We start from the raw sequence: 13,431 nt of genomic DNA, 5'->3' as shown, positions 1-13,431 counted from the left end.
ATCAATATTTTGTTTCAGATGGAAAGGGAGGCTTATCTCAAATGGAAAATCGTTATGCTGTACACCCTGAGCAGGTCAAACGTTTTACAACAGAGGAACTTCGTCGTCATTTTCATATTCCTACGCTATTCGTCAGTGGTGAATTAAAGCTCTACTATTCGCATGAGGATCGCGTGGTGATTGGCGGAGTCATGCCGGCAGCAGAGCCGCTCACATTAGATGCCGGAGACTTTTTACGTACGGAGTATTTCCTTGAAAGACGAGAGATCGGCATTGTGAATATCGGCGGACAAGGAACGGTTACTGTCGATGGTGAGGCCTTTGTGCTGGAGCATAAAGATTTCTTATATATTGGGCTTGGACACGAAGATGTACAGTTTGCTAGTTCATCAGGCGAAGAGGCCAAGTTCTATCTTGTATCAGCCACGGCTCATCAAGCGTACCCTACGCAAAAAGCAGCCATCGCTGAATTAACACCGAATCACTTAGGGGAAGCGTCTGCTTCAAACGTACGAAACCTGTATCAAGTCATCCACGCAAATGGCATTCAAAGCTGTCAGCTCATGATGGGAATCACTCAGCTGGAAACCAATAACACGTGGAATACGATGCCCGCTCATATTCATGATCGGCGTATGGAAGTGTACTTATATCTTGATATCGAAGAAAATGCTCGTGTCTTTCATTTTATGGGAGAGCCATCTGAAACAAGACATCTCGTTGTCGCCAATGAGGAAGCCGTCATTTCTCCTGCCTGGTCCATTCATTCAGGATCAGGTACAGCGAATTATTCATTTATTTGGGCGATGGCAGGCGAGAACTATACGTTCAAAGATATGGACTTTGTCCCAATGGACCAGCTGAGGTAATGTGATGACGACGACATCCTATGTAGCGTCCCTCTTTTCTCTTGAAGGTAAAACAGCCCTTGTGACAGGTCCAGGAACCGGCATTGGGCAGGGCATTGCTGTGGCGCTTGCCCGATCAGGCGCAGATATCATCGGCACATACCACCACACACCGCTTGAGGAAACGAAAGCGCTTGTCGAACAGGCAGGCCGCTCGTTTCATGCGGTTCAGGTTGACTTTTCCGATCCTCAAACGGCAAAGCAGGCTGTCAATGCCATGTTAAAAAAGCATACGATCGATATTTTAATCAATAATGCTGGAACCATTAAAAGAGAGCAGGTCGCTCATTATTCAGAGGAAGATTGGCATACGGTCATGGATGTGAATATCAATAGTCTCTTTTTCCTCACTCAAAGGGTTGGACAGCAGATGCTGAAAAATGGGCAAGGGAAAATCGTCAATATCGCCTCCCTTCTATCGTTTCAAGGCGGCGTCTTTGTCCCTGCTTATACAGCGAGTAAGCATGCTGTCGCGGGGCTGACGAAAGCTTTTGCAAACGAATGGGCGAATCAGCATATTCAGGTGAATGCGATCGCTCCTGGTTACATCGCGACCAATAACACGCAAGCCATTCGAGACGATGAAAATCGAAATGAAGAGATCCTCAAACGGATCCCCGCCGGGCGCTGGGGTAAGCCTGAGGATCTAGCCGGCGCTGCTGTTTTCCTTAGCTCACCAGCCTCTGATTATATGAACGGTCATATTTTAGCTGTTGATGGCGGCTGGCTTGCGAGATAAACAGACGAGAGAATTCCTATTTGCAGGGATTCTCTTTTTTTCTATTTGCATAATTCTCCTCATTCCGAGTCACTCTATAAAAAACATGACATGAGGGTGAGGTATTATGAAAAGTCGTATTGAACAAGATATAGCGTCCGTCATCAAGCGCGTCAAAAGCTTTGCCGGGAAAAGTGATGATATCGTGTTCCACTCTTTTTCATTTGGCCCTTCTGCTATCTCTGCATGTCTCATGTACGTTGAAGGACTCACAGAATTTGAGATGCTTTCCAAGCAAATCATTTCACCCATGCAAAAGGAACTGAACATCACCGAGGTTGATTCTACTACGCTTCCGTCCCTGTCTAAAACGTTCTTTGGCATTCAAAATGACGTGCTGGAAGATATGAACCTTGCCATCGAGCAGTTATATAACGGCAGGGCTATTTTATTTGTAAATGGGGCAACACAAGCGCTTGCGCTCCAAACGAATCTTTTTCAATTTAGAGAAGTAGAAGAGCCGCAATCGGAAGTCCTTGTAAGAGGGCCGCGGATCGGTTTTATTGAAAATCTTGAAAAAAACACAGCTTTAATCCGTGAGCGGGCAAATGACCCTAACCTTGTCATTCAAAAGGTAAATGTAGGTACTCGCAATAAAAAGTCTGCTGCCCTTGTGTACGTTCGTGATATTGTTGATCCCAAATTAGTAGAAGATGTTCTATCACGCATGACCGAAATCAAAATGGATGACATCCCTGAAACCGGCTATATTGAACAGCTGATTGAGGACAGCCACATCTCCATTTTTCCGCAGATTCAAAATACAGAACGTCCTGACCGGGTGATTGCATCTGTGCTTGAAGGCAAAGTCTCCATTTTGCTCGACGGCACACCTTTTGCCCTCATCATGCCTATGACACTTACAGCCTTGATGCAATCACCGGAGGATTATTATCAAAGATGGACAAGTGCGACTCTTTTGCGCCTACTCCGTTATTTTGCCGTACTGTTAACGATTTTTTTACCAGGGCTCTACATCGCTCTTGTCTCATATCACCCCGGTTTATTACCAACACGAATGGCAATCACCATCGCAGGCAGCCGGCAGAATGTTCCGTTTCCTCCTGTTGTCGAGGCGATTCTTATGTCTTTTACGATTGAGCTGCTGCGAGAAGCTGGACTTCGGCTTCCTAGAGCCATCGGGCAGACAATTGGGCTCATTGGCGGCGTCATCATTGGTCAGGCGGCTGTCCAAGCCAATATCGTCAGTGCCTTAATGGTGATTATTGTGTCGCTGACCGCCTTGGCCGATTTCACTGCCCCTTCGTATGACTTTAGTTTCCCGCTGCGCATCTTGCGCTTTATGGCCATTTTCAGTTCAGCGATGTTTGGGTTATATGGCTTGATCATGTGTTATTTATTTGTGCTTTGTCACCTGATGCAATTAAAGACCTTTGGTTTTGACTATTTCACACCTGTTTTGTCTTCACCGTTTTCAGATTTAAAGGATACGTACGTACGTTTACCAATTGGGCTATTTAAATCGAGACCGAAAACAGCAAAAATAAAAAATCTCAAAAGACAAGGAGATTAAACGATGTACAGAGCTGAGAAGCTATCATTGTTACAAGTCACCATTCTGTGCAGCTCTACAATGATAGGCGCTGGAATTTTAACTATTCCACGCAGTTCTGCCAATTCAGGGTTCCCTGATGGCTGGATCATTGTATTAATACAGGGAGTCATCTTTGCTTTCGTTGCTTTTTTGTTAGGATGGATTGCTGAAAAGAATGCACCAGACACCATTTTTGAGTCAAATACTAAAGGAGCCGGTGCAATCTTTGGCACGTTCTTTAATTTAATGCTGATTGCCTATTTACTAGGCATTGTCGGCTTTGAAGCGCGTGTTCTCGGAGAGGTTGTTCAGTTTTTCCTGCTGCAATCGACTCCCATGGCAGTGATTGTGATGATTTTTCTTCTTGTGGCGATCTATCATTTGAAAAGTGGTATCTTTCCAATAGTGAAAATGGTGACATACATATATCCGATGACGATGATCATTTATATTGGGCTCATGCTGTTTAGTTTGAAAATATTCGATTTTGATTACTTACGCCCGGTGATGGCGAACGGGTTTAAAGATTTCAGTAATTTGTTCTCTCAAACATTTATTCAATTTACAGGCTTTGAGGTCATTTTGTTTGTTGTACCACTCATTTATAAAGACAAATGGTCGAAGGCGAAATGGGCCGCTGCGATCGGGGTCGGAATTACCTCACTTATCTACTCTCTCACGCTCTTTATTGTGATTGGTTCCATGACCGTTGGAGAAACGAAATCCCTCACCTGGCCCACTGTCTCACTCATTCAAGCACTAGAACTTGAAGGGGTCTTCATTGAACGATTTGATATTTTTTTACTGACGATCTGGACTTGCCAGCAGTTCATTTGTATGCTTGGCTTTTTCCAATTTGCGATTAAAGGCTGTCACACGGTCTTTAAGACAACCAGTATTACGAGACTGCTATGGCTGCTGTTTTTAATTACCTCTGCACTCTCCCTTTTTCCGAAAAATATCAATGAAGTCTTTTACTACTCTACTTTACTCGGCTACTCATTGTTCGCGGTTTTAGCCATTCCTTTTATTACAGCTGTTCTGTTGATGATACGTAAAAAATGGGGAGGTCGTTCTGCATGAGAAGAAGGCGTTTGTTGTTATTTTTTTTGTCCTGCTGTCTTTTCCTTCTATCAGCAGGGTGCTGGGATTTAAAGGATATTGAAAAATTATCATTTGTGCGCGGCATTGGCATTGACGAGGAAGATCAGAAAGGAGTCAAGCTCACCTACCAAAACCTGGTTCCGAAGATGGGTGGGACACAAGAGGCTGATTCTCCTGGCCATGTGAATGTCGTCTCAAAAGGGAAAAATGTGCTGGAGGCTGTCAGTAATGTCTCCTTAAAGGACCCGCCGATCTATAGTGATCATCTAAAAATTTTCTTGTTCGGCAAAAATCAGGCAGAGCATCACGATATTCAAGGAACGCTCAACCACTTTATACGAGATGATGAGGTTCGGCGAAGCAGCTACCTTCTCGTGTCACGAGATGATGCGTCAAAAGTGATCAACCAAAAATTGAAATCACAGCAAAAGGTTCCGGTTGAACATATCTTTGAAACATCCAAAAACCGAAGCTTTAACGGAAAGATTTTGCTGCCAACCCGTATTGGCCGGGCATCTGATTACTTCCAGATGGGTGCTAGCTTCCTTGTCCAAAGTGTAGATGCGATAGACGGTGAACTGATTTATGATGGAGCAGGAATCATTGATGGAAAAACACGAAAGCTGATCGGCTTCATCCCTGCGAAGGATGTCCAATCTTTAAATTGGGTGATGGACCGAATTTCAGGCGGCGTTGTACCTGCCACCTACAAAGACTTTCCGATCACGTATGAAATTAAGAAATCAAAAACCAAGATTGAACCCTATCTGAAGGATGGACATATTTCCTTTAAAATTAATGTCAACACCCAAGGAAAGCTCTCTGAAGATCAGTACCCTGCAGAAAATTCATACGATGAGCAGTACATCAAAAGATATGAGCTTCTTTTTGCGAATAAAATCAAACAGCGAATTCAAAAAGCAGTCCATCATGTGCAAAAAGAGGTGGGCGTTGATCCCATATTTTTAAGCCGGCAGTTTCGTATTAAATACCCTGACTATTGGGAAAAGCATCGAAACGAATGGGATACGCTCTTTCAAGAAGCGGATATCGAATATGATGTCAAAGTCAGCATTTTAAACTTTGGGGCAGAAGGCGCAACAAAAAGCTTCAAATGGTAATGCAAAAGGCGGTTATCTCGAAGGGGAGCCGCCTTTTTTACGCACGACAATTAAAAGCTGATATAAGGTCACTTGATCAGACAACGCTTTTGTTTGAAAGCCAAGTGACGCTCCTACTCTCGCCACCTCGTCAAAAAACAATTGGACGTTCTGATCAATCTGAACATTGATGCGCTGCTCGATCACCCGTTCAAACAAATGGTTTGGGAAAAGCGCACGCATCGTGTTTGGTGTGAAGAACCTCAGATGGGTTCGGTCTAAAATCCCTACATCTTGATACGTAAAATCCCCTGTCATTAACGGGAGAAGCACCTCCGCATGCATCATGTTTGGCAGGCAGCAAATGATCACGCCGCCCGGTTTTAAAGATGCGTGCGCTTGTTCAATGATGTTCCAAGGATCTGACACATGCTCTAAAACATCAGAAAAAATGATGGCATCAAAAAAGGCCTCTTTCTCTAACCATGGGTACTCATCCGCTTTTGCCTCGATGACTTCTTCGTAATATGCCTTTGCGATTGCTGCTTTTAATGGATCGGCCTCTACCCCGTACATGTCAACAGACTGCCGATTCATTAGTTCAAGCCCTGTGGCCCCTGCGCCGCATCCCACATCAAGTACACATGAAGCATCTTCAGTCAGCAGAGCCGCAAAGTATGGATGAGGGGTCATCAGATTGAGGTCAATTCCCCATTTATCTAAAAAGCGCAGCCTGTTCTCTGCAAACAATGTAGAGATGTTCGTTTCTTGATTCGCTCGAAAGGTTGCATGACCGTGATGATGCACAAATGAATCGTGAACGATTTGAAGCTGATATCCCTTCAGTAAGGATCTCAAACAAAGGTCGTCATCCTCAAATGATCCATACACGAACCGCTCATCAAATAACCCTACTTCTTCAATGAGCTCTCTTTTCACAAGCAGACAAAATCCCACAAGCCGATGTACATAAGTTCTCTGACCTTTTTTCACAGCCGTATAATTCTTCGCAAAAGCTGGGAGCTCCTTCACATTTGTATACGATGGCTCGACCATTTGAGGACCGCTCACATAGTTGGAGACTGGCCCTACCATCCCAATACGTTCTGATGCAAATAACGCCTCTCTTAATGGAGAAAGCCAGTTTTCCGTGACGATCGTGTCGTTATTTAAAAAGAGAATGCTATCCCCTGTCGCTTTTTTCGCTCCTTGATTACAGCCCTTTGCAAAGCCTCGATTTTCTGCATTTTCTATGAAAATCACATCGTTCAGCTCTCTCACATATTCCTTCGTCCCGTCGGTTGACGCATTATCAACGATGATGAGTTCATATTGGTCACTTCGGGTATGCTGCTTGATGCTGTCGATACATTTTTTCGTTAAATGCAGTTCATTGTACGTCAGCATGACAATGCTCGTTTTCCCTTTCATCTCATTTCCACCTTTCGCTCGCCTGTTCCATATGTATGTCATATGCAGCACGTTCAGAAGATGAGAGATTGTCCTTTCTTGATTAAACGTTTGTTTAACAAAGAAAAACCAGCTGCATGCGGGCAGCTGGTCGTTGTTCACACCGTTTTTCCTTCCTCACCTGTGACGGCACGGTTCCTCTTTTTTAAATCTTCTTCAATTTCTTCAAGACTTTTCCCTTTCGTTTCAGTCACCATATATTTCACAAACAAGAAGGCGCCTACGCCGATGACCGCGTAAATGAGAAAAAGATTACTGATACCCATCGCGCTTAATAGAGCTGGGAATGTAAGCGAGATGATTAAATTCCCTGTATGAAGGAGGAAAGTAGAGACGCCTGTACCGATTCCTCTTACATGTACCGGGAACAGCTCCGGAAGCATCACCCAAACGACTGGACCCCAGCTGACAGCAAAGATGACGATGAAGAGTCCTAAACAAATAATGGTTGTCCATCCTGCAGCTGTTGACCCCTCGAAAAATCGATTGACCACTGACAGGACAATTAAACTTAGGACCATGCCAGCATTTCCAAATAAGAGCAGCGCTTTACGCCCTACACGGTCAATGATTTTAATCGCCACAAACGTCATGACGACATTCACTGCCCCAATTCCGACGGTTCCTAAAATTGCCGCTGAATTACCAAAGCCAACGCTTGTGAATGTTTTTGGTGCATAGTAAATAATTGTATTGGTTCCGATAAACTGCTGCAGAAAGGCAAGACCGACACCAGCAATTAATGCTGGGCGTACCCATGGCTCAAATAATTCCTTAAAACCGCCTTTTTCTTCACTTTCTGCCTGTTGAATATCTGAAATTTCTTCTTCAACTTCTTGCTTACTCTTTCTGAGTTTAGATAATATCTCTTTCGCACGGTCTGCCTGTCCATGGACAAACAGCCAGCGGGGACTTTCCGGCATAAACAAAATCCCACATAATAAAAGCACAGAAGGCACGACCGCAATTCCAAGCATCAGGCGCCATGCCTCTGCATCCGCTAAAGCGTAGTTCACAATATAGGCGAGAAGAATACCAAATGTGATCATGAGCTGGTTTAATGAGGACAGTGCACCTCGAGATTCCTTTGGAGCAAGTTCAGATAAATATAATGGAACAATCGTTGTCGAGCACCCGACAGCAAGCCCTAGCACAATTCGGAATAAGACCATCACTTCCGTATTCGGAGCAAGGGCTGTACCAAATCCACCGATAATAAACAAAATCGCTGCGGCGATGATGGCTTTTTTCCGCCCGAATTGGTCTGTCAGCTTTCCAGATAGAGAGGAACCGAGCATCGCCCCGATTAAAATCGAGCTGACAACAAGTCCCTCTGTAAACGCGTTTAACCCTAAATCCTCTTTCATAAATAAGATGGCGCCAGAAATGACACCTGTATCATAGCCATATAAGGCGCCGCCAAGTGCGCCGAAGAAATAAAGCCATCCATTCCGATTTTTCATGTTCATAACCCCTCTTTTGTTCTGTATGTACTGGATGTTTCTCTATGGAAAATCATTTTCCTCACTTCCTGTCATTTCAAACATTTCAATGTTTTATGACAAATATATTTCATTTGAAGTATCATTGAAACTTTTTACGATAAGGAAACGTCAATTAAGCGTTAGTGAAAAAAATGTCGCACTATATCCCGTTTTAAGGTATATTTGTTTTAGTTTGTAAGCAAAAAGAAGGACATCTTTACTATAAAAATCATAGCGAGGGTTTAAAATATATGGATCAATCAAGAAGCAAACGCAAAGGAAAAAAGCGTTTAAAGCCATGGGTGAAAGTCACTCTATTTATAGTCGGTATTCTTTTACTGACAACCGCTTCTGTCACAGGCTATGCCTACTATAAAGTGACAAGCGCTGCCAAAAAAGCGCAAGTATCTTTAGATCGCGGCGCTCAATCTGTCAAAAGGATTGAAGCATTCGATCCTGGGAAAGACAGCTTTTCTGTCTTGCTGCTTGGCATTGACAGCAGACCGGGCGAAACAGTGAAACAAGCACGAAGCGATGCAATGGTCTTAGCAACCGTCAATCGTACAAATAAAACCGTAAAATTATTAAGCATTCCAAGGGACTCATATGTGAATATTCCAGGGCATGGCTATGACAAAATTACACATGCACACGCATTTGGTGGTGCAGATTTAACCTTAAGTACAGTCGAAGATTTACTAGATATTCCGGTTGATTTTGTGATCCAAAGTAATTTCAAAGCATTTAAAGAGATCGTCAATGAACTAAACGGAGTCTCTATTAACGTCAAGGATGAATATGTGGTCAAACAGGTTCTAAAAGATACAAAGGGCAAGGTACAGCTTCAAACAGGAACTCATACACTAGACGGTGATCAAGCTCTCGCATATGTGAGAACAAGAAAGGCAGATAGTGATTTAATGCGCGGACAGCGTCAAATGGAAGTATTAAAAGCCATTTTTGATAAATCAAAATCGTTAACGTCTATTCCGTCATATGACAATATCATTGATACACTTGGTGAGAATGTCTCAACCAATCTTTCAATGAAAGAGCTAGTCGGGCTGTTCCCGCTTCTGACGTCATTGAAATCGGTCGATACCATTCAGCTTAAAGGCTCTGATTACCAGCCAAACGGGGTTTATTATTACCAATTGGATCAAAACCAGCTAAACGAAGTGAAGACTGAATTGAAGAAGCAGCTTGAATTATCATAAACAGAAAGCGTCCCTAAGGGGGCGCTTTTCTACTTGTTGACGTTGATGTAGATTTTAACCCTTTGGCTTATTCCCTTGATCATTCGGTCATTTTTGTTTAGCCTTGATAGAGAGGAACAACCATCCTATTGCTCATGAGAATGAAGGAAATCGTACATACTTTGAAGAGGCTATTGCATGCATGAAGGAGGATTTGACAGCGATGAAAAAAATGATTGCGATTGATTTAGACGGTACACTTTTAAATACAAAAAGTGAAATATCTGCTCAAAACCGGGAGGCATTGATTCGTGCGAAGGAAGCGGGATATATTGTCACCATCTGTACAGGGCGGGCGACTTTTGATGTAAAGGAACTGCTTGGCAATTTGGACATCCCCATTATTGCAGCAAACGGCGGAACCGTTCATACCGAAGGATACGAACTTTTCAGCCGTATCACACTTGACCAAGAAGCAGGAAAACGAGCGGCTAAGGCATTAGTGGAACGAAACATTTACTTTGAGGTCTATACGGACGATGCGCTCCTCTCTCCTTTTGATGGAAAAGAGAAGCTGAAAGCAGAATTTGATGTCATCAAAAGTGCGAACCCAAATGAGGATGTAGCTGATTTATGGGAAGGAGCGATGACTCAATTCAAACAATTTGGCATCAAACCAGTAGATGATATTCGCCAGATTTTTGAGTCGAATGAAGCGACCTATAAATTACTCTGCTTCTCATTTGATATGAACAAGCTACAGGAAGCACGAGATCTTCTCGCGGAAATGCCTGAGCTTTCATTGACCTCTTCTGGAAAACATATCATTGAGGTACTGCCAAAAGAGTCTGGGAAAGGACATGCTCTCAAAAAGCTCGCAGCTCATTATGGCGTAGACCGCTCACATATTTATGCGATTGGCGACAGCCCCAACGATCTATCCATGTTTGAGGAAGCAGGCCACCGCATTGCAATGGGGAATGCCGTAGATGTTATTAAAGAAAAGAGCACCTTCATCACAAAAGGCAATCATGAAGACGGTGTTGCTTACTTTATTGATCTGCTTTTACAAAATCAATTCCACGAAAAAAAGACGCTAGTCTGATCAGCGCCTAGAGAGAAGTCTAGAAGTCCGATACGAGCGTGGATCGGGCTTTTTCTTTATTTTTTGATTCTAACAGCCGTCTCATACTTATTCTTCCAGTACGTACTTGTTTTCATATTCGTAAGCACGACACCATTTGAGACGGTGACATGAATGACTTGATTTGACCCTGCATAAATCGCCGGCATCAATGACGTTCCACTAAAGAAAACGAGATCTCCCGGCTTCAGCTCCGAACGTTTCACAGGCGTACCTGTCTTGACTTGACCTGACGCATAGCGAGGCAGATCAATACCAAGCACTTCTCGATACACGTACTGTGTGAACCCTGCTGTGTCAAATCCCTCTTCTGGATTCGTCCCGCCTTTGACATAAGGAACTTCACCAATATACGTAGCGGCTTTTGAGACAACCGGATCTTCTTTTGATAATTTCAGGTCCGTTAATCGTTTCGCACCTGTCCATTTCTCGCGCCAATACGATTCAGACAAATAAGAAATCGTGACACTTTCCGAACGGCTCGCATGAATAAAACGATCGCCCCCAATATACATCCCTACATGAGAAATACCTCGCTTATATGTGTTGCTAAAAAAGACAAAATCCCCTGGACGTATATCCGCTAATGCCACTTTTTCTCCAACCATCCACTGCTGTTCAGCACTTCGAGGTAAATAAATCCCTAGTGATTTTTCAAATAAATATTGTAAAAAGCCTGAACAATCAAAGCCAACCTTAGGGTCTGCTGCACCAAATACATAAGGAATACCTAAATATTTCATCGCATCTTTCACAAGACGGTCATCAGAGATTTCCGGTGTACCGGGCAGTCGTTTGACTGCATAAAATCGGTCTGTCCAGTATTTGCTTTTGCTGACATCTGTTTTCACCACACCTTGACTGAGCGTGATGTGGATGATCTGATCGTTACCAGCGTACAACGCCACATGTGTCGGGATATCCTTTGTTTCTTCAAGGCTGCGGAAATATACAAGGTCACCGGGCTGCGCTTTGTCCCATGATACCTTTTCCCCAATCTGATACTGGTCGATCACCTTCCGCGGCAAATCAAATGCTCCTGATGTCTTGTACACATATTGAATCAATCCAGATGCGTCAAAGCCCGTTTTTGGATCGGTTCCTCCTTTATGATAAGGTGTTCCGATCAGCTTTTCCGCTTGCTCCAAAGGAGACGCTGTTTGAGCAGATACTTCTGATTGAGACATGAACATCAGCCCTACGAGCGCACACCCACCAATCAATATTTCTTTCCATTTCATGATCTTTCCCCTCCTTTCTTCTATAGTTTCGGCATGACACCTTTCATTTTACACCTTTTTTCGACAAAAAAGAGCACGCAATGCGCGCCCTCTATGCTCTTTAAAATTATTTACTTGCTTCCGTTTTTGACTGCTTTTGCTGTTCGATTTTCTGCATTTCAACCGAGATCTTTTGTTTTTCATGATCTGTGAGGCTGTCACTAAATTTAAAAGCAGACATAAAGACAAAGACTAAAATTAACGCAACAAACGGCCAGCTTGCTTTTAGGAATTTCATTTCTTCTCTTTCCCTCCGTTTTCTTTTAAGTGTTTAACTTTATCAGCGTGATCTACTTCAAAGAAAATGTGTCCGTCTTTTTCTTTCCAATCCGCATTCGTACCATTTGTCAGCATACGGATAATGGATTTTGATTCAAAAGATCCTGCTTTAACCGGAGCAGGTGTTGCTTCCTTGATGTACATTGGGACAACTTCAAATGTCGCTTTTCCATCTTCATTCAGATGATACTGAACAAGTGCAGAATCACGTGTTCTTGACCAGCCTTGGTCAAAAATAAAGTTCCCTAAGCTATAGAAGATCGCCGTACCGTTATAGACTTCCATTGGCTCAAGAACGTGCGGATGAGCACCGATAATGATATCAGCACCAGCTTTTGACATCGCTCTTGCCAATTCTCTTTGTCTATCTTTTACCTCATTGTTGTACTCCTGTCCCCAGTGAGCATGAACAACGACGATATCTGCCTTTTCAGCAGCCTGCGAGATCATCGGAATAAAGATAGATGGATCGGCTGGCAAGATACCCGCCTGGCGATTCGTTGCTTTAAAATCTTTCCCATACACATCAGTAAAACCAAGTGTAGCGATTTTGACACCATTTACTTCTTTGTACGAAATGTTCTGCTTCGCATCCTGAAGGTTACGGCCTGCGCCTGTATAATCCATGCCAGCATGTTCAAAGGCATCAATCGTATTGTTCAGCCCTTTTTCACCATAGTCTGCCGCATGGTTATTCGCAAAGTTTAATACAGAGAAATTCAAATCCTTCAATGCTTTGACAGAATCTTCGTCTGTTTTCAAATGAATATTCTTTTGTGCCGCTTGTTCTTTATCTGATGCGACTGGATGCTCAAAGTTACCTGTCACATAATCTGACACATCAAAATATGGCTTGGCGTAGCGAAAGAGATGCTGTTTTCCATAGCGGTCTGTTACTTTCTCTACGTTTCTTCCAAACATAATGTCACCGACAAACGAAGCGGTCAGGATGTTTTCTGGATTCTTTTGTACAGTTGGCACTTGTGCTTTCCCGATAAACGTAAATAGAAATGTACAAGCAATGACGATCGGTAAAGCAATCAGTACGTGTTTATTCGTCTTTTTCTTTTGGTTCTTTGTGATTTTCAGCAGCTTTTCCTGAAAGCTCAATTTTTTATTCATCATTGGACACA

At 43.2% G+C, this 13,431-nt stretch carries 12 protein-coding genes; 7 read left to right on the top strand and 5 right to left on the bottom strand.

Annotated features, from left to right (window positions below):
- Positions 1–41: 41 nt before the first annotated feature.
- The 5 genes from kduI (at position 42) to ACP7A0_RS17415 (ending at position 5,466) form a co-directional block, all read left to right on the top strand.
- Positions 42–869 (top strand): 5-dehydro-4-deoxy-D-glucuronate isomerase, encoded by an 828-nt coding sequence (kduI, locus tag ACP7A0_RS17435; protein WP_426005877.1) that lies wholly within the window; start codon positions 42–44, stop codon positions 867–869.
- A gap of 4 nt (positions 870–873) precedes the next feature.
- Positions 874–1,647, top strand: coding sequence for a 2-dehydro-3-deoxy-D-gluconate 5-dehydrogenase KduD (gene kduD / locus ACP7A0_RS17430; protein ID WP_106030585.1), 774 nt, complete (start codon positions 874–876; stop codon positions 1,645–1,647).
- 106 nt (positions 1,648–1,753) lie between these two features.
- Positions 1,754–3,220 (top strand): spore germination protein, encoded by a 1,467-nt coding sequence (locus tag ACP7A0_RS17425; protein WP_066031642.1) that lies wholly within the window; start codon positions 1,754–1,756, stop codon positions 3,218–3,220.
- Positions 3,221–3,223: 3 nt separating this feature from the next.
- The gene (locus ACP7A0_RS17420; protein WP_106030586.1) at positions 3,224–4,324 is read left to right on the top strand and encodes a GerAB/ArcD/ProY family transporter; all 1,101 of its coding nucleotides are present in this window, start codon (positions 3,224–3,226) and stop codon (positions 4,322–4,324) included.
- Positions 4,321–5,466, top strand: a complete 1,146-nt coding sequence (locus ACP7A0_RS17415; protein WP_426005874.1) for a Ger(x)C family spore germination protein — start codon at positions 4,321–4,323, stop codon at positions 5,464–5,466. Before ACP7A0_RS17420 ends, ACP7A0_RS17415 begins: the two co-directional genes overlap by 4 nt.
- 12 nt (positions 5,467–5,478) lie before the next feature.
- On the opposite strand, the gene ACP7A0_RS17410 is transcribed toward ACP7A0_RS17415, so the two are convergent.
- Entirely contained in the window at positions 5,479–6,876 is a 1,398-nt protein-coding gene (locus tag ACP7A0_RS17410) for a glycosyltransferase (RefSeq protein ID WP_426005872.1), read from the bottom strand.
- Positions 6,877–7,013: 137 nt separating this feature from the next.
- Positions 7,014–8,378 (bottom strand): sugar porter family MFS transporter, encoded by a 1,365-nt coding sequence (locus ACP7A0_RS17405; RefSeq protein ID WP_095285705.1) that lies wholly within the window; start codon positions 8,376–8,378, stop codon positions 7,014–7,016.
- A 272-nt stretch (positions 8,379–8,650) separates the two neighbouring features.
- Here ACP7A0_RS17405 and ACP7A0_RS17400 point away from each other — a divergent pair, with 272 nt between their 5' ends.
- Together ACP7A0_RS17400 and ACP7A0_RS17395 are read left to right on the top strand one after the other, a co-directional pair.
- On the top strand, positions 8,651–9,616 hold the full coding sequence (locus ACP7A0_RS17400; protein ID WP_034660205.1) for an LCP family protein: 966 nt from the start codon (positions 8,651–8,653) through the stop codon (positions 9,614–9,616).
- 202 nt (positions 9,617–9,818) lie between these two features.
- Entirely contained in the window at positions 9,819–10,700 is an 882-nt protein-coding gene (locus tag ACP7A0_RS17395; RefSeq protein ID WP_181185424.1) for a Cof-type HAD-IIB family hydrolase, read from the top strand.
- A 56-nt stretch (positions 10,701–10,756) separates the two neighbouring features.
- On the opposite strand, the gene ACP7A0_RS17390 is transcribed toward ACP7A0_RS17395, so the two are convergent.
- The 3 genes from ACP7A0_RS17390 to ACP7A0_RS17380 all read right to left on the bottom strand — a co-directional run bounded on the left by ACP7A0_RS17390 (position 10,757) and on the right by ACP7A0_RS17380 (position 13,420).
- On the bottom strand, positions 10,757–11,980 hold the full coding sequence (locus ACP7A0_RS17390; RefSeq protein WP_426005869.1) for a C40 family peptidase: 1,224 nt from the start codon (positions 11,978–11,980) through the stop codon (positions 10,757–10,759).
- Between the two features lie 106 nt (positions 11,981–12,086).
- A complete protein-coding gene (locus ACP7A0_RS17385; RefSeq protein WP_003213661.1) occupies positions 12,087–12,257 on the bottom strand; it encodes a hypothetical protein in 171 nt (56 codons plus the stop codon).
- Positions 12,254–13,420 carry a CapA family protein gene (locus tag ACP7A0_RS17380; RefSeq protein WP_426005867.1) on the bottom strand — a complete coding sequence of 389 codons (1,167 nt, stop codon included), beginning with the start codon at positions 13,418–13,420 and terminating at the stop codon, positions 12,254–12,256. Before ACP7A0_RS17380 ends, ACP7A0_RS17385 begins: the two co-directional genes overlap by 4 nt.
- Positions 13,421–13,431: the final 11 nt, after the last annotated feature.

Origin of the sequence: Bacillus sp. DWP3-1 (genome assembly GCF_049896565.1) — a bacterium.
Taxonomy (GTDB): Bacteria; Bacillota; Bacilli; order Bacillales; family Bacillaceae; genus Bacillus.
This window is presented reverse-complemented; position numbering and strand designations above follow the sequence as displayed.

What these genes read in the sequence shown, in the direction of transcription:
- kduI (WP_426005877.1), top strand. Translation starts at nt 42, where the DNA reads ATGGAAAATCGTTATGCTGTACACCCTGAGCAGGTCAAACGTTTTACA.
- kduD (WP_106030585.1), top strand. Translation starts at nt 874, where the DNA reads ATGACGACGACATCCTATGTAGCGTCCCTCTTTTCTCTTGAAGGTAAA.
- ACP7A0_RS17425 (WP_066031642.1), top strand. Translation starts at nt 1,754, where the DNA reads ATGAAAAGTCGTATTGAACAAGATATAGCGTCCGTCATCAAGCGCGTC.
- ACP7A0_RS17420 (WP_106030586.1), top strand. Translation starts at nt 3,224, where the DNA reads ATGTACAGAGCTGAGAAGCTATCATTGTTACAAGTCACCATTCTGTGC.
- ACP7A0_RS17415 (WP_426005874.1), top strand. Translation starts at nt 4,321, where the DNA reads ATGAGAAGAAGGCGTTTGTTGTTATTTTTTTTGTCCTGCTGTCTTTTC.
- ACP7A0_RS17410 (WP_426005872.1), bottom strand. Translation starts at nt 6,876, where the DNA reads ATGAAAGGGAAAACGAGCATTGTCATGCTGACGTACAATGAACTGCAT.
- ACP7A0_RS17405 (WP_095285705.1), bottom strand. Translation starts at nt 8,378, where the DNA reads ATGAAAAATCGGAATGGATGGCTTTATTTCTTCGGCGCACTTGGCGGC.
- ACP7A0_RS17400 (WP_034660205.1), top strand. Translation starts at nt 8,651, where the DNA reads ATGGATCAATCAAGAAGCAAACGCAAAGGAAAAAAGCGTTTAAAGCCA.
- ACP7A0_RS17395 (WP_181185424.1), top strand. Translation starts at nt 9,819, where the DNA reads ATGAAAAAAATGATTGCGATTGATTTAGACGGTACACTTTTAAATACA.
- ACP7A0_RS17390 (WP_426005869.1), bottom strand. Translation starts at nt 11,980, where the DNA reads ATGAAATGGAAAGAAATATTGATTGGTGGGTGTGCGCTCGTAGGGCTG.
- ACP7A0_RS17385 (WP_003213661.1), bottom strand. Translation starts at nt 12,257, where the DNA reads ATGAAATTCCTAAAAGCAAGCTGGCCGTTTGTTGCGTTAATTTTAGTC.
- ACP7A0_RS17380 (WP_426005867.1), bottom strand. Translation starts at nt 13,420, where the DNA reads ATGAATAAAAAATTGAGCTTTCAGGAAAAGCTGCTGAAAATCACAAAG.